Source organism: Nocardia colli (assembly GCF_008704205.1).
Lineage (GTDB): Bacteria > Actinomycetota > Actinomycetes > Mycobacteriales > Mycobacteriaceae > Nocardia > Nocardia colli.
In genome coordinates this window covers 51862-76251 of sequence record NZ_VXLC01000049.1, presented here as the reverse complement: position 1 = coordinate 76251, position 24390 = coordinate 51862, and the positions used below count along the sequence as shown (strand labels likewise).

Below are 24390 nucleotides of genomic sequence, written 5' to 3'. Positions count from 1 at the left end.
GCGGATTCAATCGCAGCGGTTCGGGTGACCGTGGCGGATCTAATCGTGGCAACGACTCGGGCGACCGTGGTGGATTCAACCGCAGTGGTAGTTCGGGTGATCGCGGTGGGTTCAACCGCAGCGGCGACTCGGGCAACCGTGGTGGATTCAACCGCAGCGGCGACTCCAGTGACCGCAGCAGCTCTAACCGCGACAGCGGCTCCGGTGACCGGGGCGGGTTCAATCGCAGTGGTTCGAGCGACCGCAGCGGATCCAATCGTGGCAACGACTCGGGCGACCGTGGTGGATTCAACCGCAGTGGTAGTTCGGGTGATCGCGGTGGGTTCAACCGCAGCGGCGACTCGGGCAACCGTGGTGGATTCAACCGCAGCGGCGATTCCGGTAACCGTGGTGGATTCAACCGCGGCGGCGACTCCAGCGATCGCGGTAGCTCCAACCGTGACGGTGATCGCGGCGGTTATAACCGCGGTGGTTCCAGTGACCGTGGCGGCTTCAACCGTGGCAGTGACTCGGGCGATCGCGGTGGTTTCAACCGCAGCGGTGGTTCGGGTGATCGTGGTGGGTTCGATCGCAGTGGCGGCTCCGGTGATCGTGGCGGTTTCAATCGTGGTGGCGATTCCGGCCAGCGCGGTGGTTCCAGCGATCGCGGTGGATTCAACCGCAGTAGTGACTCGGGCGACCGTGGCGGCTTCAACCGCAGCGGTGGCTCCGGTGACCGCGGTGGTTTCAACCGTGGCGGCGACTCTGGCGGCCGGAGTGATTCCGGTGATCGCGGGGGCTTCAAGCGTGGCGGTGATTCCGGTGGCCGGAGCGACTCCGGTGACCGTGGCGGATTCAAGCGCGGTGGCGATTCCGGTAGCCGTGGTGGGTTCGACCGCAACGATTCGCGGGGCAACGGCCCGGACGATCGGCGTCGCGGTGGCGAAGGTGCTCGCACCGGTGCCGGTGGCGATCGCTCGCAGGACCGTCGTCCGCCGCGTCCCGAAGAGCCCGATCTTCCCGATGACGTGCAGCCGGCCGACTTGGACCCCGCTGTCCGCCGTGACCTGCTGAGCCTGGACAAGTCGAACGCGGAAGCCGTGGCCCGTCACCTCGTGATGGCCGCCAAGCTGATCGAAGACGACCCGCGCCTGGCTCTGGCCCACGCCCGCGCCGCTCGGCAACGCGCAGGCCGCATCGCCGTGGTCCGCGAAACCGCAGGCGTCACCGCCTATCACGCGGGTGAGTGGGCCGAGGCCCTCTCCGAGCTGCGCACGGCCCGCCGGATGTCCGGCGGCTCCGGCCTGCTCGCTGTCATGGCCGACTGCGAGCGCGGCCTCGGTCGCCCCGAACGCGCCATCGAGCTCGGCCGCAGCGACGAGGCCCGCGCCCTCACCGGCGACGAGGCCACCGAACTGCGCATCGTCGTCGCCGGCGCCCGCATGGACCTCGGCGAATACGACCAGGCCGTGGTAACCCTGCAAACCTCCGAACTCGACCCCTCCCGCACCGGCTCAGCCGCCGCCCGCCTCTTCTACGCCTACGCCGACGCCTTGGTCGCCGCCGGCCGCACCGACGAGGGCCTCACCTGGTTCCTCAACGCAGCCTCCGCCGACCTCGACGGCGAAACCGACGCAGAAGAACGCGCCGAAGAACTAACCGGCGGCCCCCAACCCGCCGACGACCTCGAGCTGTAGCCCGACAGACGGCATCGCCGACCTCGGTCGGCGACCCCAGCCGTACGCTGCCGGACTGCGCAGCGTACGGCCGCGTTCGTCGGCACCACGCCGGTGCATCCAGTCGGCGAACCGACCTTAGAAGGATGCGCCGAGAACTCACCGGCAACGGCCAAGCAGTCGAGGACCCGGAGCTGTAGTTCGGCGACGATCATTGCCACTTCGGTCGGCGAACGAGTCACCTCAGGCACGCCGCCGAATACTCAGCGACACGCCCTGATTCGTTGTGCCGACTCGGCAGGTTCCCTTGGTGAATCGACACCAACGCGCCGAAAGGCGACCGGCAGCTGTCATCCCACCGTCGCCCGAAACCACCACCCTGCGAACAGCATCGCCAACTCGGGTCGGGGAACCAGTCATCCCGACGCACCGCCGGACCGTCCGAGACCAGGTCTCTCCCATGCAGTCGTGCGGTCCGGCTCGCCGACCTCGCCTCGACACGCGACATCCCCCCAGTGCCAACCGGTCTCGGACAATCGAACGGGACACGATGGCGGCGGATTCGGCGTGTCACCGCCGCCAGGTCCCGCTCGTCGGCAGCATCGCGCTGAAAGGGACACGAGCGGGCCCTGGGAGGGGCGCCCTATGCTGTCGTCCCGCCACTCGCTGGACCGCGCTGGTGAATTCGAGCTGTCGAACGACGTGATGGCTGGCCGAACCGGCGTGCCCCTGCCGCCATGTCCCGCTCGATGACGTGTATCGCGTTGAACGGGACATGTTGGTGGCCGTTTCGGCGTGTCGCCGTCGCTATGTCCCGCTGGGTGAACTGCATCGCGCTGGACGGGACGTGGGTGAGGCAGGGGCCCAATGCGATCGGCCCGCTGTTCGATGGATCTTGCTGGTCAAGGCCGAGTTGTCGAGCGGGATGTAGTGAGACTGGTTGCCGGTGCATACGCGACCGCGTCACACAGACGCGCACCTTTTGACCTCCGCACCCGTGTCATGGTGGCGAGTTCGTGTGCGGGAGGTCAGAAGGTGTGCGGGCGTTGGCTATTGGCGGCGAGCCGCGAGTGGAAGACGTGCCGATTGGTGTGTCGGCTACAGGCTGGTGGGATGGATCATCCAGTTGCGCGGGCTCAGGGGTCCGGTAGTCGTTGCGGGTCAGTTGCATTGCGGTCGGTCTGTGGGTTGGAATGGTGTTTCCAGAGGGCTTGACGTGCGAACTTGGGGAGGTATCGCGTTCAGGCCATGTGTCGCATCACTATTGGGCGGCTTTGGGTATCGGCGTTGTATTTCGTACGCCTGTCGGCCAGGTCGACCGCTGTGCACACCCGCGACTAGCTGTGGGAAATCCGTCAAGACCCCAAAAGCGTGCTGTCCAGTTCTTTGAATTGGGGGGTCGCTCAGTGGGATTCGTTGTGCCCGTTGAACTCTTCGGTGGAATGCGCAACTAGCCTTGGGGGGACAACGTAGGGTTCTTGTGGCGCGAAATCGCCAGGGGTGTGCCGGCTTCGGTTGGTTGCCCGGGGTCGCGATGCGGGTCAGCGATTTGTCACGGGACTGTCTGAATTCAAGGAGATGCAGGATGAGTAGTGTTCGGGCCACTGTATTCGTCGGCTTGGCCGCCGCGGCGCTGACCGCGATGGGCGCCGTTTCGGCCAGCGCGGAGCCGACCAATTATGGCCAGGAGGCCAAGAAGGCCTGCGAGCAGGCGGGCCTCGAGTACACCGAAAGCATCAACCTGCCGGGTGGCGTCAGCGCGAAGGCGACCTGCCACAAGGCCGGCGAGGACGTCGTCCAGTTCGTCCCGATGCCGAAGAACACGGACTGCTCCGTCCCCGGCATCATGTCGCCGAAGTCGGGCAAGGCCGACGGCGAAGGCAACTGCGTCACCAACTAGGCATAACCGAGCGGGACATGACCGCGGTAGATCGTGAGATACCGCACCGTCATGTCCCGCTCGTCGTTTCGGCACCGGCGAAACGCCAGATGCCGCCCGCCGCGGGACATGTGAGCGATCGACGCCCTGCGTTTCTTGTCGGCCTCCTGGCGTAGTGTTCGGATGTCTCGGACGGGCCGAAGGCAACCGTCTCGGTGCGGTTCCGGGCGTCCGGCGGATACGGAATTCGGCCCCGGGCCGATCGGTGACACGGAGAGTGGTGTGGAGCGGCTACGAGATCGCTACGAGGCATTGCTGCTGGATCTGGACGGCACCCTGTACCGCGGGCACGCGGTGATCGAGGGTGCGCCGGCGGCGTTGGCCGACGACGGATCCGCGCAGCGGCTGATGTACGTCACGAACAACGCGAGCCGGGGACCGGAGACGGTCGCCGCGCACCTCACCGAACTCGGCTTCCGCGCGAGCACCGATGAGGTGGTGACGAGCGCGCAGGCCGCCGCCCGCCTGCTCGCCGAACGACTCGTGCCCGGCGCGGACGTGCTGATCATCGGCACCGACGATCTGGCCGCCGAGGTGACCGCGGTGGGCCTGCACCCGATCCGCCGCTTCGACGACACCCCGCCGGCCGCTGTCGTACAAGGACATTCGCCGCAAACCTGCTGGGCCGACCTCGCCGAGGCGGCCTACGCCCTGCGCGCGGACGCACTGTGGGTCGCCGCCAACACCGACAAGACCCTGCCGAACGAACGCGGCCTCGCCCCCGGCAACGGCTCGATGGTCGCCGCCTTGCGCACCGCGTCCGAACGCGAACCGATCGTCGCGGGCAAGCCGTACGCACCCCTGCTCGAGGACGCCCTCGTGCGCGCCGGAACGCGCAGCGCCCTGGTCGTCGGCGATCGCCTCGACACCGATATCGAGGGCGCGAACACTGTCGGCCTGGAATCCCTGCTGGTCCTGACCGGTGTCAGCACCCTCGACGAGCTGAAAGACGCGGCCGCCGAGTCCATCCCCACCTACGTCGCCGACTCCCTCGACGCGCTCAACTACCCCCCGATTCCCGCCGAATCGGACACCGACCCGAGCGACCTCGCCGCGGACCTGGCCGACCGGTTGCGGCGCAACCCGGGACGAGCCGTGACGGTACGCGCGTCTGGTTCGGAAATCCGATAGCGTTGACGCCACGATGACTACTCCTATGCCCCGCCCCACCGGCCCCGGTATGCCCGGCGCGAACGGACCCCGCCCGGGGCCCCCGCTGCCCGGTCAGCATCTGCCTGGCGGTCCAGGGCGTCCGGAGCCGGCCGACCCGGAGCGCATCCGCAGCGAGATCGACGCTCTGCTCACCGAACTCGCCACGCGCACCAGCTGGCCGGGCTCGCCGACCGCGGCCGAGGGCGCAGAGTCGGGCACCGACATCACCCGCCGCGCGCGCATCCTGGAACAGGCGCACGACGTGCTCGTGCAGGCACTGGCCACGGTGGACAAGATCTGAGGTGGCCAGACGCGCGCGCGTGGACGCCGAACTGGTTCGCCGCGGGTTGGCGAGATCGCGGGAACACGCGGTCGAGCTGATCGGCGCCGGTCGGGTCCTGATAGCTGGAACGGTCGCGGTGAAACCCGCGACCGCCGTCGAGGCGGGCACCCCGCTGCTGGTCCGTGAGCAACCCGACGAGGTCTCCTGGGCGTCGCGTGGTGCGCACAAACTCCTCGGCGCACTGGAAGCCTTCGAGCCCGCCGGGCTGACCATCGCGGGCAAACGCTGCCTCGACGCGGGCGCCTCGACCGGCGGCTTCACCGATGTGCTGCTCTCGCGGGAGGCTCGCGAGGTCGTCGCGGTGGACGTCGGCTACGGCCAGCTGATCTGGCGGTTGCAGAACGACGACCGGGTCCGCGTCGTCGATCGCACCAACGTGCGCGGCATCACCACCGAAACCATCGGCGGCACCGTCGAATTGGTCGTCGGCGACCTGTCGTTCATCTCGCTCGGCCTGGTGCTGCCCGCGCTGGCCGCCTGCACCGCGCCCGGCGGCGATCTGCTGCCGATGGTGAAACCGCAGTTCGAGGTCGGCAAGGACCGCGTCGGCACCGGTGGGGTGGTGCGGGATCCGGCGCTGCGCGCCGAGGCGGTCCGCGATGTCGCCACCGCGGCCGCGGCACTCGGCCTGCGCACCGAGGCTGTGGTGGCGAGCCCGTTGCCGGGCCCGTCGGGCAATGTCGAATACTTCGTGTGGCTGCGCAAGGACGGGCAGCCGGAAGACGACGGTGAGCGAGTCGCTGCTCTCGTCGAGCGTGCGGTCGAGGAGGGTCCACAGTGAACGCGCCGATCAGATCGGATGGCCGGGAGATCCTGCTGGTGGCGCATCCGGGCCGGGCGGAGATCATCGAGACCGCCCATCGGGTGGCGAAGATCTTCGCCGATGCGGGCATCTGCCTGCGGGTGCTGGCCGACGAGGCCGTCGACACCCGGTTCGAGGCGGCGGCGGGCGGTTACCCGGTGCGGGTGGTCGCGCACGGCCCCGAAGCGGCGGTCGGCTGCGAGATGGTGCTGGTGCTCGGCGGCGACGGCACGTTCCTGCGCGCCGCCGAACTCGCCCGTCCGGCCGAGGTGCCGGTGCTGGGAATCAACCTGGGCCGCATCGGGTTTCTGACCGAGGCCGAGGCGGAGAACCTGGATGACGCGCTGGCCCACGTGGTCCGCGGCGACTACCGCATCGAACAGCGGATGACCATCGACTTCACCGTCCGGGTCGACGACGAGATCGTGCAGACCGGCTGGGCGTTGAACGAGGGCAGTATCGAAAACGCCTCGCGCACCGGCGTACTGGAGCTGGTGCTGGAAGTGGACGGGCGGCCCGTGTCGTCGTTCGGCTGTGACGGCATCCTGATCTCCACCCCGACCGGTTCGACCGCGTACGCGTTTTCCGCCGGCGGGCCGGTGGTGTGGCCGGAACTCGAAGCGCTGTTGGTGGTTCCGAGTAACGCGCACGCGCTGTTCGCGCGGCCGCTGGTGACCAGCCCGGCCTCGCGGATCGCGGTGGAATGCGTGGCCACCGGACACGATGCGATAGTTTTCCTCGATGGCAGGCGCAGCATCGAGCTACCGCGCGGCGGTCGCCTGGAGGCCGTGCGCGGCGCACAACCGGTGCGCTGGGTGCGGCTGGATTCCGCGCCGTTCGCGGACCGGATGGTGCGCAAGTTCCAATTGCCCGTGACAGGCTGGCGTGGCCGACGGCGAACGGAGAGCACAAATGCTGACAGAGATCAGGATTGATGGTCTTGGCGTTATTTCAACGGCCACGGCGCAATTCCACGAGGGTCTCACGGTTCTAACGGGTGAGACCGGCGCGGGCAAGACCATGGTGGTCACCAGCCTGCACCTGCTGAGCGGTGCGCGGGCCGATCCGGGCCGGGTGCGGCTCGGTGCTGCCCGCGCGGTGGTGGAGGGCCGGTTCACCGTCGATGACGTGAACGACGCGGCCCGCGCGGGAGTGGCGCAGGTGCTGGAATCGGCTGCGGCCGAACAGGATGACGACGGCAGCATCATCGCCATTCGCACTGTCGGCAGCGACGGTCGTTCCCGCGCGCATCTCGGCGGTCGCGGCGTACCCGCCTCGGTGCTGGCCGATTTCACCGCGTCGCTGCTGACCGTGCACGGTCAGAACGACCAGCTGCGTTTGCAGCGCCCCGAACAGCAGCTCGCCGCGCTCGACCAGTTCGCCGCCGACACCGTCGGTCCGCTGCTGCGCAAATACACTGTGCAGCGCCGTTCTTGGCTGGACGCGCGCACCGAACTGCTCGAACGGACCGCGCGCAGTAGGGAATTGGCGCAGGAGGCCGACCGGCTGCAGCATTCGCTGACCGAAATCGACGCCATCGCACCGGAACCCGGCGAGGATGTGCGCATCGTCGACGAGGTGCGCAGGCTCAGCGATCTCGATTCGCTGCGCGAGGGCGCGACGACCGCGCACGACGCGCTCGCCGGTCCCGTCGATTCGCCCGAAGAGGGTTCCGGCGCACTGGAATTGCTCGGTGCCGCGCTCGCCCGCATCGATGCGGCCGACGATCCCGCGCTGACCGCGCTCGGTCCCCGGCTCGGCGAGGCGATCGCGGTGGTGGTCGACCTGACCACCGAACTCAGTGGTTACCTTTCGGATCTGCCGTCGGATCCCGGCGCGCTCGACTCGCTGCTCACCCGTCAGGCCGAGCTGAAGTCGCTGACTCGCAAGTACGCGCCCGACATCGACGGCGTGATCGCCTGGGCCGACGACGCGCGCACCAAGCTCGGTTCGCTCGACGTGTCCGAGGAGACCCTGGCGGCGTTGGCGGCCGAGGTGGATATCGCGGCCGAGCGGGTCCGGGAGGCGGCGCGCAAGTTGAGTGCCGCGCGCAAGAAGGCGGCGGGCAAGCTCGGGTCCGCGGTCAGCGCCGAATTGGGTGGTCTGGCAATGGGTAAGGCCCGGCTCGAGGTCGAGGTCCGGCCGATGCCGGCGAGCCCGCAGGATTCCGCGCCGCTGACCGTCGACGGCAAGGAAGTGCACGCCGGGTCGTCCGGCATCGACGAGGTGGAGTTCCGGTTGTCCGCGCACTCCGGTGCGCAGTCGCTGCCGTTGAGCAAGAGCGCGTCCGGTGGTGAGCTGTCCCGGGTGATGCTCGCCCTCGAAGTGGTGCTGGCCAGTTCCGATCACGGCGCGACCATGGTGTTCGACGAGGTCGACGCCGGTGTCGGCGGCCGCGCGGCGGTGGAGATCGGCCGCAGGCTGGCCCGCCTCGCTCGCACCCACCAGGTCATCGTGGTCACCCACCTACCCCAGGTAGCCGCCTTCGCAGACACCCACCTGGTGGTGGACAAGTCCGACGACGGCAAGGGCAAGGTCAACAGCGGCGTCCACGCCCTGACCAAGGACGAACGCGTCATCGAATTGGCCCGCATGCTGGCCGGTTTGGACGACACCGAAACCGGCCGAGCCCACGCCGAGGAACTCCTGGAACTCGCCCGCGCCGAAAAGTCCGGCGCAACCGTCTAACCCGCGTCGGACACCCGCGCCGCCGTCCAAGGCCCCTGCCGTTTCCCGGCGAACGCCGGGATCGAGTCGTGTGGGGAGCCCCGGAGTCCCGACTCGATCTCCGGTGTTCGCCGGCGTGGACTACTAGCGCACGGCTTTTTGGGCTGCCTTGATGAACTGGGTGATCAGGTTCTTCAGGCCGAATTCCAGGACCTTGGCGGGGACGGGGAGGCTGGGGTCGGACTCCATTGTGTAGGAGACCAGGGTGCCGTTGTCGGTGTCGGTGAAGGTGACTACGCCGACGTGGCGCTTTACCGGGGCGCCCTTGACGATTTTGTATTCCATCCGCTCGCCGGGGACCAGCTTGGTGATCTCCTCGGTGACGCCGACCGGGCCGACGCCGAGCAGGTGCTGCGCGCCGACACCTTCGCGCTCGGTCAGGCCGGGCTTGGTCAACTTGACGTTGATCGGGAGGTACGGGCTGATGCTCTCGCGGTCGGCGAAGAGCCGATACACCACATCACGCGGGGCGGCGATGACGGCGTCGACGGTCGTGCTGGCCATGGGGTCTCCTCTTCGAGTTACCTGTGACGGGCAGCATATAGGTATTACCTTGGCGTCCCGTGTGTCGATGTAACCGGTGTCACAGACAGTTCACTCGATGCATCGAAGGCAGGTGCCGTCAGTCGCGTTCTTGGCCGAGGCTGATCCCGCGGGTGGCGAGCCAGGGGAGTGGGTCGATGCGGTTGGTGCCGTTGAGCCAGACCTCGAAGTGGCAGTGCGGTCCGGTGGTTTCGCCGCGGTTGCCGACCGTGGCGATCTCGTCGCCCGCCATCACGTGCTGACCGATGGTGACCAGTGACGTGTTGATGTGGCCGTAGACCGTGACCGTGCCGTCGTCCCCGAGCAGTCGCACCCACATGCCGAACCCGGCGGCCGGCCCCGAGCTGATCACCGTGCCGTCCTCGACCGCGACGATCGGGGTGCCGATGGGCGCGGCGATGTCCACGCCCGGATGCAGTGCGCCCCAGCGCATCCCGTACCCGGAGGTGAAGGTGCCGGTGGTGAACTTCATGAACAGCGGACGCAACTTCGCCTCCGCCTCGGCCGTCATCTCCTCGGCGACCTTGCTGCCGTTGCTCAGGATGTCGCTGAACTGACCGAGATCGGCCGGCCCCTCATCGAGCAACCCCGGCTCGGTAGCGGCCGGTTCCTGGGGCATCGCCTGCGCCTGGCCGAGCGCCATCGGCGCCACCGTCTCCACCGGCGCCTTGTCGGTACTGGTCACCAGGTTCTGCCCCGCGGCAACCAGCGCACCGGCGGCAACCGCGACGATCGCCGCGCGCCCCCGCAGCGCGGCCGGCGGTGCAGGCATCCGATGCTTGCCACCCCGCCGCTCGACCCGAACCGGAAGGTCCGCGACGTTCGATCGCTGCGAATCTGCCGGCGACCACGGATCAGCCGACTGCGACCACTGATCATCCGCCGCCAACTGGTCATCGGACGAGCGCGAATCGTTCGACAACGCCGCCCGATCGGACGGCGACCACAAATTGTCCGGCAGTGGAGCTCGATCCTCGGACGGCCACGAGTCGGCCGGGAGGGGCAACTGGTCGGCCGACGCCGGTGGACTGTGCCGTTTCCGCAGTTTGTTTGTGGACGGCCATGACGTGCCTGATCGTTCGTTCCGGTCCGTCGACGGCCACCGGTCGCCTGAGCGCGTTCGCCGATCCATCGACGACGTCCGCTGATCCGGCTGCGGCCGCTGATCACTCGATCGCGCCTGTTTGTCCTGGGAAGGCCACGACATTTCTGACGGCGGCAGTTGTTCAGCCGATGGCGACCGATCCCGCGAACGCCTGCGATCCCGCGAACGCCCGCGCTGATCATCGAACGATTGCCGCTGATCGGCAGGGCGTGCCGATTGATCGCCCGCCGCCCACTGATCGGCCGGCCGCGCCCATTGGTCGCCCTCGGCCCACGATTCCTCGCCAGCCACCCATCGGTCGCCCGCAGCCCACGATCCCTCAGCCGCCCACGATCCCTCAGCCGCCCACTGCTCCTCAGCAGACCACGGCTCATCCAACCCCGCCCACGAGTCGACCCTCGCCGCGTGATAGCCATAACTTTGCTGAATGCCGTCCGAATTGCGCAGATCTGCCACAAACCGTCGATCGGTGTCGGCCGCCCGGTACCGGCTCATCGAATCGACCGCATTTGTCGGCATTGTCCAGAACCTGGCGATATCGGAGAAATGTCTGGTCTTCGGCGCAAAAGCCTGGTCTCCCTGGCTATTTCGAGGCACATCACGCAGTCGTCCTTTGTCGCGTCACGTCGAGCTGTCGTCGGGGCTGATCGACGGTAACGAAACGATAGCGGTCTTGCTCGTTAGGCGCGCGAAGTAACCCGCTCGTGTGACTGGCACCACATGATCTCCGTTGATGTAGCAGCCCCATCCGCCACTGTGTCGGTGCCGAATATCGAACGGTGTGTCTGGATCGGCCAGTGCGCTCCGCGTTCTGGAACCGCGATAATCAGGAGAGGAACGGGCTAAATGGACGTCGTATCGGTATGGCGCGTTGGTGAAGTCGGCATCGCCACTGCGCTCGTGGTCGCGGGCATGTCATGCGTGATGCCCACGGCCACAGCGGAGCCTTCGGCATATCTCACTGATCGAATTCAGGTATGCAAAGACGAAGGCTACAACGCGATGGCCGGTTGGATCGGCGGTAGAAACGGACGAGAAACAACGACGAACAAGTACGGAAGAGGTAAAAGCTTCGGTTCGACGTCCTCGATGCGGGCCGGCGACTGCATCAAGACCGGCCAGCATGTGGAGGGTGGGTTCACCCCGTCCAGGGATGGTTCGGTCTGGGTGCCCGGAGGCGGGCGCCACCAGTACTTCTATAAGGCCATGTCGCCGGAGGGTGGCGATCTCGGGTATTGGGTCCGGGGCGGTGAATTCCAATGGCTGAACAACTGGCCTGGTAAATAGCGACGGGTGGTTCGTGAGCCGGTTCGATTCGCCGGCGATCTCGAGGCGGCATTTCGCGTGGCCGGAGAAGGTCGAGAAGTAGCGCCATCCTTGACCTTCTATCGGGTATGACCACCCCGGAAGTCGCCCCCTGCAACGAGTTCTTCCGCGTGTCGTAAGTCGTGTCACTGTTATCACAGTGACGTATGTGGTAGGTGGTACGGCGCGCCTCCAGCAAAGGTTGAGGGTTTGGGGGCAGCATCGGGGGCATGAAGATGCTGGCGTTGTTGTCGAGGAACACCGAAACGCTGCCCGGCCTCTCCGGGATAGCCCGGGTGGATCGCAACACCCGGCGTCTGCTGAAACGGGTCGGACCAGGGGATGTCGTCGTGCTCGACGAGATGGACCTGGACCGGCTCACCGCGGACCGGCTGGTCGAGGCGGGGGTGGTCGCGGTGATCAACACCTCGCCGTCGATCTCCGGCCGCTATCCCAACCTGGGCCCGGAAGTGCTGGTGGCGAACAATATTCTGCTGCTGGACACGGTGAGCTCGGACGCGTTCAGCAAGATCAAGGACGGCATCAAGGTCCGCATCGACGAGGGCGTCGTCTACGCCGACAAGGTGATCAAGAAGGAACCCGAGGTCCTGGTCAAGGGCATCGAGCTGACCGATTCCGACATCGCCGAGCGGATGATCGAGGCGCGCAACGGCCTCGCCGATCATCTGGAGGCGTTCGCCGGCAACACCATCGAGTTCATCCGCACCGAGAGCGCGCTGCTGATCGACGGCATCGGCGTGCCGGAGCTGGAACTGTCGATGAAACACCGGCACGTGATCGTGGTCGCCGACGGCCCGGACCATGTCGAGGACCTGAAGCGGCTCAAGCCGTTCATCAAGGAGTACGTGCCGATCATGGTCGGCGTCGGCCGCGGCGCGGACACCCTGATGAAGCAGGGCTACCGCCCCGACCTCATCGTCGGCGACCCGGACGAGATCACCTCCGCCACGCTGAAATGCGGCGCCGAGGTGATCCTGCCCGCCGACACCGACGGCCACGCCAAGGGCCTGGAACGCATCCAGGACCTAGGCATCGGCGCGACCACCTTTCCGTCCACCGGCGCGCCCGCCGACCTGGCGCTGCTGCTGGCCCACCACCACGGCGCGTCGCTGATCGTCACCGCGGGCGCGGCCGCCACCCTCGACGACTTCTTCGACCGCAGCCGCCGCGAGAGCAACCCGGCGACCTTCCTCACCCGGCTCAAGCTCGGCACCAAGCTGATGGACGCGAAGGCCGTGGCCACGCTGTACCGCAATCGGGTGTCCGGCATCGGCATCGCGCTGGTGGTGCTGGCCGCGCTGATCGCGGTGATCGTGGTGCTGCTCGCCTCCAACACCGGCACCGACGCCCTCGCCTGGGCCACCGACACCTGGGACCGGTTCGCGCTGTGGGCGCAGGGCCTGGTCGGCGCCGGCGACAAATAACCAAGGGAGAACGATGATCTCGTTACGCCAGCACGCCGTCTCGATCGTGGCGATCTTCCTGGCCCTCGCCATCGGCGTGGTGCTCGGTTCGCAGACGCTGGCCGCGGATCTGCTGTCGGGATTGCGTGCGGACAAGTCGGATCTGCGTCAGCAGGTCGACACCGTCTCCGACCAGAACCGCAGGCTCACCGATCAGCTGAACTCGGCCGACCGCTTCATCGCCGGTTCCGCTGGCCGCATCCTCGGCGGCACCCTGGCCGACCGCACCGTCGCGGTGTTCACCACCCCGGACGCCGACCCCGCCGACATCGAGGGCGTCACCAAGTCCCTGGAGACCTCCGGCGCCACCATCACCGGCCGGATCTCGCTCACCGACGCGTTCGTCGACGCCACCGAGGGCGACCGGATGCGCACCACGGTCACCAACGTCATCCCGGCCGGCATCCAATTGCGCACCGGCGCAGTCGATCAGGGCAGCATGGCCGGCGACCTGCTCGGCACCGTGCTGCTGCTCGATCCGGCCAACGGGCAAACCCGCGGCACCCCACAGGAACTCGGCCTCGTGCTGGAGACCCTGCGCGGCGGCGGCTTCCTCGCCTACGGCGACACGCAGGTGCGTCCGGCCCAGTCCGCGGTCGTGATCACCGGCAACGGCGCCAAGTCCGGCGAGAACAGCCAGGGCGCGAACATCGCCCGCTTCGCCGGCGCGCTGCGCGGCCGCGGCGCGGGCGTCGTGCTCGCCGGACGTTCCGGCGCCGCGGAGAACCCAGGCCCGCTCGCCGTCGTCCGCTCCGACGGCCCCCTCGCCACCTCGGTCAGCACCGTGGACAACCTGGACCGGGAAATCGGCCGCGTCACCACCGTCCTCGCGCTGAGCGAGCAGCTCAACGGCGGCACCGGCCGATACGGCACCGGCGAGAAGGCGACCTCGCTCACATTGGCCTCCGCGCCGCGATGAGAACCGTTCCGGCCAACTGACAGCAAACGTGCGTGGCGTTAGAACTGGACGCCTGATCCGTGTTACCGTGAAGACCCGTGGGTCATACACGGAATCAGGCGCGAACGGCCACGAAGCACATCTTCGTCAGCGGTGGAGTCGCCTCCTCATTGGGTAAAGGTCTTACCGCCTCCAGCCTCGGTCAGCTGTTGACGGCGCGTGGACTGCGCGTCACGATGCAGAAACTCGACCCTTATCTGAACGTCGATCCCGGCACGATGAACCCCTTCCAGCATGGAGAGGTTTTCGTGACGGAGGACGGGGCCGAGACCGATCTGGATGTCGGTCACTACGAGCGGTTCCTGGACAGGGACCTGACCCGGGACGCGAATGTCACGACCGGGCAAATCTATTCGACAGTCATCGCCAAGGAACGTCGCGGCGAATACCTCGGCGACACGGTGCAGGTCATCCCGCACATCACCGACGAGATCAAGAGCCGGGTGCTCGCCATGAGCGCGCCGGATGCCGACGATCAGACCCCCGACGTGGTCATCACCGAGATCGGCGGCACCGTCGGCGATATCGAGTCGCAGCCGTTCCTGGAGGCGGCTCGGCAGATCCGGCACGATGTCGGCCGGGACAACGTGTTCTTCCTGCACGTCTCGCTGGTGCCCTACCTCGCCCCCTCCGGCGAGCTCAAGACCAAGCCGACCCAGCATTCGGTCGCGGCGCTGCGCAATATCGGCATCCAGCCGGACGCGCTGATCCTGCGCTGCGATCGCGAGGTGCCGCAGGCGCTGAAGAGCAAGATCGCGCTGATGTGTGACGTCGATGTCGACGCGTGCATCTCCACCCCGGACGCGCCGTCGATCTACGACATCCCGCGCGTGCTGCATCGCGAGGGCCTCGACGCCTACGTGGTGCGCAAGCTCGGGCTGCCGTTCCGCGACGTGGACTGGACCGTGTGGGGCGACCTGCTCGACCGGGTGCATTCGCCGCGGGAGACGGTCGAGGTCGCGCTGGTCGGCAAGTACGTCGACCTGCCCGACGCCTACCTGTCGGTCACCGAGGCGCTGCGTGCGGGCGGATTCGCTTCCCGCGCCAAGGTGCTCATCCGCTGGGTGCCCTCGGACGAGTGCGAGACCCCGGCCGGCGCGCAGGCCGCGTTGCGGGACGTGGACGCGGTGCTGATCCCCGGCGGCTTCGGCATCCGCGGCATCGAGGGCAAGGTCGGCGCGATCCGCTACGCCCGGGCCCGCGGCATTCCGCTGCTCGGGCTGTGCCTGGGCTTGCAGTGCGTGGTCATCGAGGCGGCGCGTTCGGTCGGCCTGACCGAGGCCAACTCGGCCGAATTCGAGCCGGACACACCGCATCCGGTGATCTCCACGATGGCCGATCAGGAACAGGCCGTCGCGGGCGAGGCCGATCTGGGCGGCACCATGCGGCTCGGCGCCTACCCGGCCATCCTGGCGAAGGGTTCGGTCGTCGCGCAGGCCTACGGCAGCGAGCAGGTGTCCGAACGGCACCGGCACCGCTTCGAGGTGAACAACGCCTACCGTGACCGGATCGCCAAGAGCGGCCTGAAGTTCAGCGGTACCTCGCCGGACGGGCACCTGGTCGAGTTCGTCGAACTGCCCGCCGACGTGCACCCGTTCTTCGTCGCCACCCAGGCGCATCCGGAGCTGAAGAGCCGCCCGACCCGCCCGCACCCGCTGTTCGCGGCGCTCGTCGCGGCGGCGCTGAAATACAAGCTCGCCGAGCGCCTTCCGGTGGACATCCCGGACGAGGAATTCGCGAGCGCGGCGGACCAGGCCTAAGGCGATGACGCAGGACGGTGGCAGCGCCGAAAAGGGCAGCCACGATTTCGAGACCGTGTCCAGCGAGACCGTCTACAGCGGCGCCATTCTGGCGCTGCGGCTCGACCAGGTGCGCATGCCCGGCGGCAAGGTCGCCGAGCGTGAGGTGATCGAGCATCACGGCGCGGTCGCCGTCGCGGCGATCGATGCCGACGACAACGTGGTGCTGATCAACCAGTACCGGCATCCGATCGGCAGGCGGCTGCTCGAGCTGCCCGCCGGACTGCTCGACCTGCCCGGCGAGGACCCGCTCGTCGCCGCGCAGCGCGAGCTGGCCGAGGAGACCGGGCTGGCCGCAAGGGAATGGGCGGTGCTGGTGGATGTGGCGCTCTCGCCGGGATTCACCGACGAGGCGCTGCGGGTCTACTGCGCGCGTGGGCTGTACGACACCGAGCAGCCGGAGCCGGAAAACGAGGAAGCCGACCTGGAGATCGTCCGGATGCCGGTCGATCAGGCGGTGCGCGCGGCGCTGGCCGGGGAGATCGTCAACGCGACCGCCGTGGCCGGTGTGCTCGCGCTGGCCGCGGCCCGGGCCGGAAATGTCGAGCTACGTCCCGCGGATGCGCCGTGGCCCGGTCAGCCGACGGCGTTCCTGCGCCGCAAGGCCGCCGCGAAGTCGACGGACTGACGGGGGACCGCCGGTGCTCGCGCGGGAATTGGACGCCTACCTCGACCATCTCGCGGTCGAGCGCGGCGCCGCGCGCAACACCCTCGGCGCGTACCGGCGGGACCTCGGCCGGTACCTCGACTTCCTGATCGGGCGCGGCATCACCGCGCTCGACCAGGTCGCCGAGGCCGACGTCGCCGAGTTCACCATGGCGCTGCGGGCCGGCGGCACCGAATTCCCGCCGCTGGCCGCCAGTTCGGTGGCTCGCGCGCTGATCGCGGTGCGCGGGCTGCACCGCTTCGCCGCGGCGGAGGGGATGACCACCACCGATGTCGCGCACGCGGTGAAACCGCCCGCACCGGGTCGCAGGCTGCCCAAGGCGCTGCCCTACGACCAGGTGCTGAAGCTGCTGGAGGCCGCGGGCGGCGGTTCGGTCAGCGATCCCGATGCCGCGCCCGGCACCGACGGGGGTCCGCGCGGGCTGCGCGATCGTGCGCTGTTGGAACTGCTGTACTCCACGGGCGCACGAATTTCCGAGATGGTCGGGCTCGATGTCGATGACATCGACACCGACGAACGTGCCGTCGTGCTGCACGGCAAGGGCGGCAAGCAACGCATGGTGCCGATCGGCAGGCCGGCGCTCGCCTCGGTCGACGCGTATCTCGTTCGTGGACGGCCGAAACTCGCGGCGAGCGGAAAAGGTAACGCGGGCGCGCTGTTCCTCAATGCCCGCGGCGGTCGGCTCTCGCGGCAAAGTGCCTGGCAGGTACTGCAAACCGCCGCCGAACGCGCGGGCATCGCCGCGACCGTCTCCCCGCACACGTTGCGGCACTCGTTCGCCACCCACCTCCTCGACGGCGGCGCGGATGTCCGCGTGGTCCAAGAACTTCTGGGCCACGCCTCGGTAACCACCACCCAGATCTACACCCTGGTAACCGTCAACACCCTGCGCGAAGTCTGGGCCACCGCCCACCCCCGAGCCCGCTGAACCCTCAACAACCACCAGAGACCAAGCGCCAGATAGGTTCGCCTTCGCACACTTGTCTCTGACCTCGCACACCACTCCGCAGGCTGATAGATATGTGCCAGACGAAGCAGGTTTGCGAAGCCCTCTCGAAACGCCACCACAGCCAGATGACCACGCTGGAACGCAACATTGCGCACCTGACCGCGGAGGTAAGCCGGGTACGGCACACGACGCGCCCAGCATTACTTCAGTGAAAACCTGGGTAGGTCTTCAGTTTTCACTGGCCAGGCGAAGCTGAGCAGCCCGCTCGTACTCACTGGGACAGGCCGACCTCCGCCGGAAGAAACTGGACCTCAGTCCGGTTGACCTCTCTGTCGGGGTGTGGGCCTCGACGTGCGCGACGCGAGGTGAGTTGAATGCCAAAGTCTTTCATCGTCCAGGAATCCGAGGTCGAAGCGGTAGCCCTGCCGGGCGGCGGTTCCTTCCAGCTGCTCGAGGACAGCCAGAACTCCGAGGGCCTGTTCGGCGCGAACCGCCTGGTGCTCGCCGCGGGCGCGAATGGCACTCGGCCACATCACCACACGCAGTCGACGGAGATCTTCTACGTCCTCGACGGCATCATGGAATTTCTGGTCGACGGTGAATTGAGCGCGGTGCGCAAGGGCGGACTGGTCGTCGTGCCGCCCGGCACCGTGCACGCGTTCGGTGCGTCCGCCGACGGTCCGGCGGAGTTTTTGGCGGTGCTGACACCGGGTATCGTGCGGTTCGAATATTTCCGGCAGCTCGGCCGGATCGCCCGTGGGGAGGCGGAATGGGACAGCATGGACGAGTTGCACGACCGCTTCGACGTGCATTTCGACGGTGACCCGGAGTGGCGCTGAGCGATACGCGGTAGCGTCGTGCTGTTCGAGGCACGGCGTGGTGCTGCGAACACGCCGCGCGCGTCGCGGCACTTGCACCCTCGCACGCGGTAGCGTCTATCGGGAGTCGGACCGTACGAAAGCGAGGGTCGGGCCTGATCGGCCTCGCTACGCTCGGCGAGGCAACGGGCAGGAACGTATAAGGAGCAGCGGATCGTGACATCAGCCGAAGCGGCAGAGCCGCCGATGGGTGCTGGGGCGGAGCCGCGCACGGGACAGCGCACGGGTCCGTACTCGGAGGCCGCGGCCGAAACCCTGTGGGGCACCGGAGCCGAACCAGTCCCGGAGGACGCGGCGCTCGGACCGACCGGACGCCCACTGCGCCTCGTGCCGGACCCGCCACCGCTGGAACGCCACGGCGACGCCCTCATCGTCGCCATGTGCAACCAGAAGGGCGGCGTCGGCAAGACGACCTCCACCATCAACCTCGGCGCCTCGCTGGCCGAATACGGACGCAAGGTGTTGCTGGTCGACCTCGACCCGCAGGGCGCGCTGTCCGCGGGATTGGGTGTGGCCCACCACGATCTCGACCTCACCGTGCACGACCTGCTGGTCGGCTCCAAGGGTTCGATCGATGACGTGCTGATGCAGACCCGGGTCGAGAACATGGACCTGCTGCCCAGCAACATCGACCTGTCGGCCGCGGAAATCCAGCTGGTCAACGAGGTCGGCCGCGAGCATTCGCTCGGCCGCGCACTGCATTCCATCCGCGATCGCTACGACTACATCATCATCGACTGTCAGCCGTCGCTCGGCCTGCTCACGGTCAACGCGCTGGCCTGCGCCGACGGTGTGATCATTCCGATGGAATGCGAATACTTCTCGCTGCGCGGGCTCGCGCTGCTCAACGACACCGTGGAGAAAGTGCGTGACCGGCTGAACCCGCGGCTGAGTCTCTACGGCATCGTGGTCACCATGTTCGACGCGCGACTACTCCATTCGCGTCAGGTCATGGCCCGCGTCGTCGAGGTGTTCGGCGACCTGGTCTACGACGCCGCGATCTCCCGCACCGTCCGGTTCCCCGACGCCAGCGTGGCCGGCGAGCCGATCACCACCTGGGCGCCGAAATCCAGTGGAGCCGAAGCATATCGGGCGATGGCGCGGGAAGTCATCCACCGGTCGGGCCGGTGATCGGCGGCCCCGACGCCGCGCCACCCGCTACCACCCACTCGACCGGCCAAGGGGTCGCGCACGGCGACGACCACCCCTCGGGCGACCTCTTGGAGCGGGCCTCCGCGCGCGCCGACCACCCGGCAACGCCGGACCTGGGCGAAGCCCCCGACACCCCCGTGCTCGATGATGTCGAGATGCCCGACGAGCCCACGACCACGGATTCCGACCTGCTGTCGGAGTCGATCGAGGGCGACATGGCGGGTGCCGGCGATGTGGTAGTTGCCAACGACGCGAGCGATGCGGCTGCCGCAGACGAAACGGCTGGCACCGACGTTGTGGGCGACGCGGCAGACGCTGTGGCCAGCGGCGCAGACGATGCGGCGGGCGTGGGCGGCGCGGTGGTTGCGGGCAAGGTGGCGTCGAGCGATGCGGTTGCGGCGGGCGGCTCGGAGGAAACTGCGGCGGAGGAGAAGAAGTCCGGGTTTCATCTGCGGCTGAGTAACTTTCAGGGGCCGTTCGATCTGTTGCTGACGCTGATCAGTTCGCGCAAGTTGGACGTCACCGAGGTGGCGTTGCATCAGGTCACCGATGAATTCATCGCGTATACCAAGGCTTTGACCGCCGCGTTGTCCGGTAATACCGCGGCGGTGACTTTGCGCGCGGACAAGATCCTGGATCAGACCACCGAATTCCTGGTTGTCGCAGCCACCTTGCTCGATCTGAAGGCCGCGCGGCTGCTGCCGTCGGGAGAGATGACCGACGCCGAGGACCTCGAGCTGCTCGAGGCGCGGGACCTGCTGTTCGCGCGGCTGCTGCAATACCGGGCGTTCAAACAGGTGGCCGAGTTGTTCGGCGAGCTGGAGGCCGTCGCGCTGCGCCGATACCCGCGCGCGGTCGGCCTGGAGGACTGCTTCGCCGACCTGCTGCCCGAGGTTACGCTGGGAGTAGACGCGCACGAGTTCGCCGCGATCGCCGCCGCGGCGTTCCGCCCGCGCCCGGTGCCCAGGGTCGGCCTCGACCACCTGCACTCGCACGCCATCTCGGTCGCCGAACAAGCCGCGCTCGTGCTCGAACGGTTGAAGTTGGCCGGCAAGGGTGGCTGGACCACCTTCAGCCAGCTGGTCGAGGACTGCGAAGCCCCGATCGAGATCGTCGCGCGCTTCCTGGCCCTGCTCGAGCTCTACCGCGGCAAGACGATCGAGTTCGACCAGCCCGACCCGCTCGGCCAACTGTCCATCAGCTGGATCGGCGACGACGCCCCCGAAGCCGAGCAAAACCTGAACATCGAGGAGGATTACGGGTGAACGACTCCGTGGACGCCGAGGTCGCGAACTCCACCGACCTCCCCGCCGACGCCCCCGAATCCGTCGGCCACCCCGCCGCGCCGACTTCGGGCGACACCACCGCGCGCGAAACCAGCACCGCCGCCCCGGAATCCGCCGATTCCTCCGCAGCCGACAACACCGCTCGGCCCACAGACACCGCAACCCCAGCCGCCCGAGCCACAGCAGCAGCCGGCCGGACCTCAGCCGTCGCCGCTGCTACCGCCGCGCCTTCGGACGCGGACATCGCAACCGAACCAGACACCTCGACCGCAGTTACTGACAGCGCGACGTCCGCAGGTGTCGCCGACGCGACCGCTGTTGTTGCCGAGGATGCCTTGTCCGGTGAGAACGGCGCGACGGCGGTTGTCCGCGATGCGACGTCCGCCGGCGTGGACGGCGCGACATCGGCCGCGGACGCCGCCACTTCAGACGTGGACGGCACGACTTCGGACGCGGACGATGCACCCTCCGACGCCGACGACACAACCTCAGCTGCGAAGGCTGGGACTCCGGAAACCGACGCTCCCAACTCGACCACCTACGACGCGACACCAGTCGCCAAGAACACAGTGGCGGAGTTCACGCCTGAGCATTTGGAGGATGCTGAATTCCGGTCGGCGTTGGAGGCGATGTTGCTTGTCGTGGACGCTCCGGCCCCGGTAGAGCAGCTGGCGGCGGCGTTGGACGACACCACCGAGCGGGTGGACGAGGTGTTGCGGGAGATGCGGGCCGAGCTGTCCGCGCGGGGGAGCGGGATCGATCTGCGTTTCGTCGGGGACGGCTGGCGCTTCTATACTCGCAGCGAGTACGCACCATATGTCGAGCGGGTGCTGCTCGATGGCGCCCGCACCAAATTGACGCGGGCGGCTTTGGAAACTCTGGCGGTGGTGGCATACCGTCAGCCGGTGACCCGGACCAGGGTCAGCGCGGTGCGCGGCGTGAACGTCGATGGGGTGATGCGCACGCTGCTGGCCAGGGGCCTGCTCGCCGAGGCAGGCGTCGACCCGGAAACCAACGGGACGACGTATTGCACGACCGAGCTGTTCCTGGAACGGATCGGACTCGCGTCGCTGACCGATTTGCCGCCGCTGGCGCCCTTGCTCCCGGGCGTCGACCTGATCGATGAGATCAACGAGAGCCTGGATACGGACCCCCGTTACACCAGGCTGAAAAAACCCGCCGAGGCCGACTTGGACCTCGGCAGCGAGGATTGACAGGACAAAATGAATACTTCCGCTCGCCGAGATGGCACACCGGATCGCAGGAAACGCAGTGACGAGCAGCGCCCCGTGCGCGGCGCCGCTCGAAGGGGGACAGAACGCGGCGCGGCGCGCAGCGAGGGCGGCTACCGCGGCGCAGCCCCGTCGGGCGGCTCGCGCGGAAACGCGCAGGGCGGCAACGCATATCGCGGTGGCGCAGCCCAAGGCGGCGGCTACCGCGACCGCTCCGAAGGTGGCAGCCCGCGCGGCCGCTCCGATCGTGGCGCGCAGGCCGGCGGCTCGTACCGTGAGCGCTCCGAGGGCGGTAACGCCTACCGCGGCCGCAGTGAAGGCTCCGCCCAGGGCGGCTATCGCGGCTCGCGCGACAACAACTCGCAGGCCGGCGGCTACCGCGGCAACTCTTCGCAGGGCGGCACTTCTTACCGCGGCCGCTCCGAAGGTGGCTCGTCGCAAGGCGGCTACCGCGAGCGCTCCGAGGGCGGCAACGCCTACCGCGGCCGTAGCGAAGGCTCCGCGCAAGGCGGCTACCGCGGCTCGCGCGACAACAGCTACCGCGATCGCAGCGAGGCCGGTACCGGCGGAAACGCTTACCGCGGCCGCAGCGAAGGCAACGGCTCGCGCGGCGAATCCGGTTCGGCCGCCAACGCCTACCGCAACCGCAGCGAAGCCGGCTCCGGCGGGAATGCCTACCGCGGCCGCAACGAAGGCGGTTCCGGTCAGGGCAACGCCCAGTCCGGCAACTCCTACCGCGCCGACGCGCAGCCCGGCGCCAGGTCGACCGGCAGCATCCCGCAGCGGCGCGCCGCCCAGTCCGCGCCGACCGGCAAGAAGAAGAACCCCAAGCCGCAGAAGCAGACCCAGTCGAACCCGACGCTGAACAACGCCAAGCCCGCCAAGCGTCAGCATGTCGAGCCGGCCACGTCCGAGGGCCACGACAAGATGCCGTGGGGCGAGGGCGAACGCTTGCAGAAGGTCCTCGCCAAGGCGGGTGTGGCCTCGCGCCGCGCCGCCGAGGAGATGATCGCGCAGGGCCGCGTCGAGGTCGACGGCGCCATCGTGGTCGAGCAGGGCCTGCGGATCGATCCGGAACTCGCCGTGGTCCGCGTCGACGGCACCCGGGTGATGGTGCGCTCGGAGCTGGTGCACATCGTGCTGAACAAGCCGAAGGGCTGGCAGTCCACCATGTCCGATGATCTCGGCCGCCCCTGCGTCGGTGACATCGTCGCCGAGCGCATCGCGGCCGGTCAGCGGCTCTTCCACGTCGGCCGCCTGGACGCCGACACCGAGGGCCTGCTGCTGCTCACCAACGACGGCGATCTCGCACACCGCCTGATGCACCCGTCCTACGAGGTCTCCAAGACCTACCTGGCCACGGTCAACGGCGAGGTGCACAAGGGGATCGGCAAGAAGCTCAAGGACGGCATCGAGCTCGAGGACGGCCCGGCGAAGGTCGACAGCTTCCAGGTGCTGGAGATCAACGAGGGACGATCCCTGGTGAAACTGGTGTTGCACGAAGGGCGCAAGCACATCGTGCGCCGGCTGCTCGACGCGGTCGGTCATCCGGTATCCCGGCTGGTGCGTACCAATATCGGTCCGGTCGCGCTCGGCGACCAACGCCCCGGCACGCTGCGCGTGCTCGGTCGCGGTGAAATCGGCAAACTCTACGAGGCGGTGTCGTTGTGATGGGTGTGGAGATTCCGGTCGAGGCGCCCCGGCAGCTGTCGGGGACCAGTCCGCTCGTCGTGGCCATGGACGGCCCGTCCGGCACCGGTAAATCCAGCGTCTCGCGTCGCCTCGCCACCCGGCTGGGTGCCCGCTACCTGGACACCGGCGCGATGTACCGGGTCGCCACGCTGCGCGTGCTGCGGGCCGGCATCGAGCTGACCGACGCCGCCGCCATCGGTGCGGCGGTCAAGGAGCTGCCGCTGTCCATCGGCACCGATCCGCGCCGCGAGGTGATCGAGCTCGACGGTGAGGACGTGTCCGCGGAGATCCGCGGCGACGCCGTCACCAAGGCTGTCTCCGCGGTCTCGGCGGTGTCCGAGGTCCGCGATCTGCTCGTCGCGCTGCAACGCGACCTCGCCGCGGCCGCACAGCGCATCGTGGTCGAGGGCCGCGACATCGGCACCGTCGTACTGACCGACGCGGACGCCAAGATCTACCTGACCGCCTCGGCGGAGGCTCGTGCGCACCGGCGCAACCAGCAGAACATCGCCGAAGGCCGCGGCGACGACTACGAGGCCGTGCTCGCCGACGTGCAGCGACGCGACAACCTCGATTCCACCCGCAAGGTGTCCCCACTGCGTCCGGCCGACGACGCCGTGCTGGTCGACACCAGCGACCTGAACATGGATGAGGTCATCGACGAGCTGTACCGCGTTGTCGCGCAGCAGATTTCGGCGACCAGGACGGGAGGTCCGCAGTGA

General features: G+C 68.2%; 19 protein-coding genes and 2 pseudogenes. 19 read left to right on the top strand and 2 right to left on the bottom strand.

What is annotated here, in order from left to right; translation table 11 throughout:
* Positions 1–431: 431 nt before the first annotated feature.
* The 7 genes and pseudogenes from F3087_RS44770 to recN form a co-directional block, all read left to right on the top strand.
* Positions 432–1676: pseudogene (locus F3087_RS44770) on the top strand (hypothetical protein); the annotation flags it as partial.
* 1564 nt (positions 1677–3240) lie between these two features.
* Entirely contained in the window at positions 3241–3555 is a 315-nt protein-coding gene (locus F3087_RS44765) for a hypothetical protein (RefSeq protein ID WP_150408298.1), read from the top strand.
* Between the two features lie 261 nt (positions 3556–3816).
* A complete protein-coding gene (locus F3087_RS44760) occupies positions 3817–4725 on the top strand; it encodes an HAD-IIA family hydrolase (protein WP_150408297.1) in 909 nt (302 codons plus the stop codon).
* A gap of 13 nt (positions 4726–4738) precedes the next feature.
* Positions 4739–5047: a hypothetical protein gene (locus F3087_RS44755; protein ID WP_223885826.1), complete on the top strand. Its 309-nt coding sequence runs from the start codon at positions 4739–4741 to the stop codon at positions 5045–5047.
* Position 5048: 1 nt separating this feature from the next.
* On the top strand, positions 5049–5870 hold the full coding sequence (locus F3087_RS44750) for a TlyA family RNA methyltransferase (protein WP_150408296.1): 822 nt from the start codon (positions 5049–5051) through the stop codon (positions 5868–5870).
* Positions 5867–6826 carry an NAD kinase gene (locus F3087_RS44745; protein ID WP_150408295.1) on the top strand — a complete coding sequence of 320 codons (960 nt, stop codon included), beginning with the start codon at positions 5867–5869 and terminating at the stop codon, positions 6824–6826. The genes F3087_RS44750 and F3087_RS44745 overlap by 4 nt, the downstream gene beginning before the upstream one ends.
* Positions 6804–8579: a DNA repair protein RecN gene (gene recN, locus F3087_RS44740; RefSeq protein ID WP_150408294.1), complete on the top strand. Its 1776-nt coding sequence runs from the start codon at positions 6804–6806 to the stop codon at positions 8577–8579. Before F3087_RS44745 ends, recN begins: the two co-directional genes overlap by 23 nt.
* 123 nt (positions 8580–8702) lie before the next feature.
* Here the strand turns inward: recN and F3087_RS44735 are convergent, their stop codons facing one another.
* Positions 8703–9122: an SRPBCC family protein gene (locus F3087_RS44735; RefSeq protein ID WP_150408293.1), complete on the bottom strand. Its 420-nt coding sequence runs from the start codon at positions 9120–9122 to the stop codon at positions 8703–8705.
* A 118-nt stretch (positions 9123–9240) separates the two neighbouring features.
* Entirely contained in the window at positions 9241–10368 is a 1128-nt protein-coding gene (locus F3087_RS47360) for a M23 family metallopeptidase (RefSeq protein WP_223885825.1), read from the bottom strand.
* A gap of 744 nt (positions 10369–11112) precedes the next feature.
* Between F3087_RS47360 and F3087_RS44725 the strand changes: the two genes are divergently transcribed.
* The 12 genes and pseudogenes from F3087_RS44725 to cmk all read left to right on the top strand — a co-directional run bounded on the left by F3087_RS44725 (position 11113) and on the right by cmk (position 24390).
* Positions 11113–11553, top strand: coding sequence for a hypothetical protein (locus F3087_RS44725; RefSeq protein WP_150408291.1), 441 nt, complete (start codon positions 11113–11115; stop codon positions 11551–11553).
* Between the two features lie 248 nt (positions 11554–11801).
* Positions 11802–13016 (top strand): putative cytokinetic ring protein SteA, encoded by a 1215-nt coding sequence (gene steA, locus F3087_RS44720; protein ID WP_150408290.1) that lies wholly within the window; start codon positions 11802–11804, stop codon positions 13014–13016.
* Between the two features lie 13 nt (positions 13017–13029).
* On the top strand, positions 13030–13974 hold the full coding sequence (locus tag F3087_RS44715; protein ID WP_150408289.1) for a copper transporter: 945 nt from the start codon (positions 13030–13032) through the stop codon (positions 13972–13974).
* A 77-nt stretch (positions 13975–14051) separates the two neighbouring features.
* Positions 14052–15773, top strand: coding sequence for a CTP synthase (locus F3087_RS44710; RefSeq protein WP_150408288.1), 1722 nt, complete (start codon positions 14052–14054; stop codon positions 15771–15773).
* Between the two features lie 4 nt (positions 15774–15777).
* Positions 15778–16440 (top strand): NUDIX domain-containing protein, encoded by a 663-nt coding sequence (locus tag F3087_RS44705; RefSeq protein ID WP_150408287.1) that lies wholly within the window; start codon positions 15778–15780, stop codon positions 16438–16440.
* 13 nt (positions 16441–16453) lie between these two features.
* On the top strand, positions 16454–17407 hold the full coding sequence (gene xerD / locus F3087_RS44700; RefSeq protein ID WP_150408286.1) for a site-specific tyrosine recombinase XerD: 954 nt from the start codon (positions 16454–16456) through the stop codon (positions 17405–17407).
* A gap of 395 nt (positions 17408–17802) precedes the next feature.
* Positions 17803–18267, top strand: a complete 465-nt coding sequence (locus tag F3087_RS44695) for a cupin domain-containing protein (RefSeq protein ID WP_150408285.1) — start codon at positions 17803–17805, stop codon at positions 18265–18267.
* Between the two features lie 225 nt (positions 18268–18492).
* A complete protein-coding gene (locus tag F3087_RS44690; RefSeq protein ID WP_150408303.1) occupies positions 18493–19437 on the top strand; it encodes a ParA family protein in 945 nt (314 codons plus the stop codon).
* A 395-nt stretch (positions 19438–19832) separates the two neighbouring features.
* The gene (locus F3087_RS44685) at positions 19833–20723 is read left to right on the top strand and encodes a segregation and condensation protein A (protein ID WP_150408302.1); all 891 of its coding nucleotides are present in this window, start codon (positions 19833–19835) and stop codon (positions 20721–20723) included.
* A 590-nt stretch (positions 20724–21313) separates the two neighbouring features.
* Positions 21314–21958, top strand: a complete 645-nt coding sequence (gene scpB / locus F3087_RS44680) for an SMC-Scp complex subunit ScpB (protein ID WP_150408301.1) — start codon at positions 21314–21316, stop codon at positions 21956–21958.
* A gap of 597 nt (positions 21959–22555) precedes the next feature.
* A pseudogene (locus F3087_RS47035) lies at positions 22556–23647 on the top strand (pseudouridine synthase); the annotation flags it as partial.
* The gene (gene cmk, locus F3087_RS44670) at positions 23647–24390 is read left to right on the top strand and encodes a (d)CMP kinase (protein WP_150408283.1); all 744 of its coding nucleotides are present in this window, start codon (positions 23647–23649) and stop codon (positions 24388–24390) included. The pseudogene F3087_RS47035 and the gene cmk, both read left to right, overlap by 1 nt.

Bases quoted from the DNA above. Each gene is read 5' to 3' on its own strand.
- F3087_RS44765 (WP_150408298.1), top strand. From the start codon at position 3,241: ATGAGTAGTGTTCGGGCCACTGTATTCGTCGGCTTGGCCGCCGCGGCG.
- F3087_RS44755 (WP_223885826.1), top strand. From the start codon at position 4,739: ATGACTACTCCTATGCCCCGCCCCACCGGCCCCGGTATGCCCGGCGCG.
- recN (WP_150408294.1), top strand. From the start codon at position 6,804: ATGCTGACAGAGATCAGGATTGATGGTCTTGGCGTTATTTCAACGGCC.
- F3087_RS44735 (WP_150408293.1), bottom strand. From the start codon at position 9,122: ATGGCCAGCACGACCGTCGACGCCGTCATCGCCGCCCCGCGTGATGTG.
- F3087_RS47360 (WP_223885825.1), bottom strand. From the start codon at position 10,368: ATGTCGTGGCCTTCCCAGGACAAACAGGCGCGATCGAGTGATCAGCGG.
- F3087_RS44725 (WP_150408291.1), top strand. From the start codon at position 11,113: ATGGACGTCGTATCGGTATGGCGCGTTGGTGAAGTCGGCATCGCCACT.
- steA (WP_150408290.1), top strand. From the start codon at position 11,802: ATGAAGATGCTGGCGTTGTTGTCGAGGAACACCGAAACGCTGCCCGGC.
- F3087_RS44715 (WP_150408289.1), top strand. From the start codon at position 13,030: ATGATCTCGTTACGCCAGCACGCCGTCTCGATCGTGGCGATCTTCCTG.
- F3087_RS44705 (WP_150408287.1), top strand. From the start codon at position 15,778: ATGACGCAGGACGGTGGCAGCGCCGAAAAGGGCAGCCACGATTTCGAG.
- F3087_RS44695 (WP_150408285.1), top strand. From the start codon at position 17,803: ATGCCAAAGTCTTTCATCGTCCAGGAATCCGAGGTCGAAGCGGTAGCC.
- F3087_RS44690 (WP_150408303.1), top strand. From the start codon at position 18,493: ATGGGTGCTGGGGCGGAGCCGCGCACGGGACAGCGCACGGGTCCGTAC.
- cmk (WP_150408283.1), top strand. From the start codon at position 23,647: ATGGGTGTGGAGATTCCGGTCGAGGCGCCCCGGCAGCTGTCGGGGACC.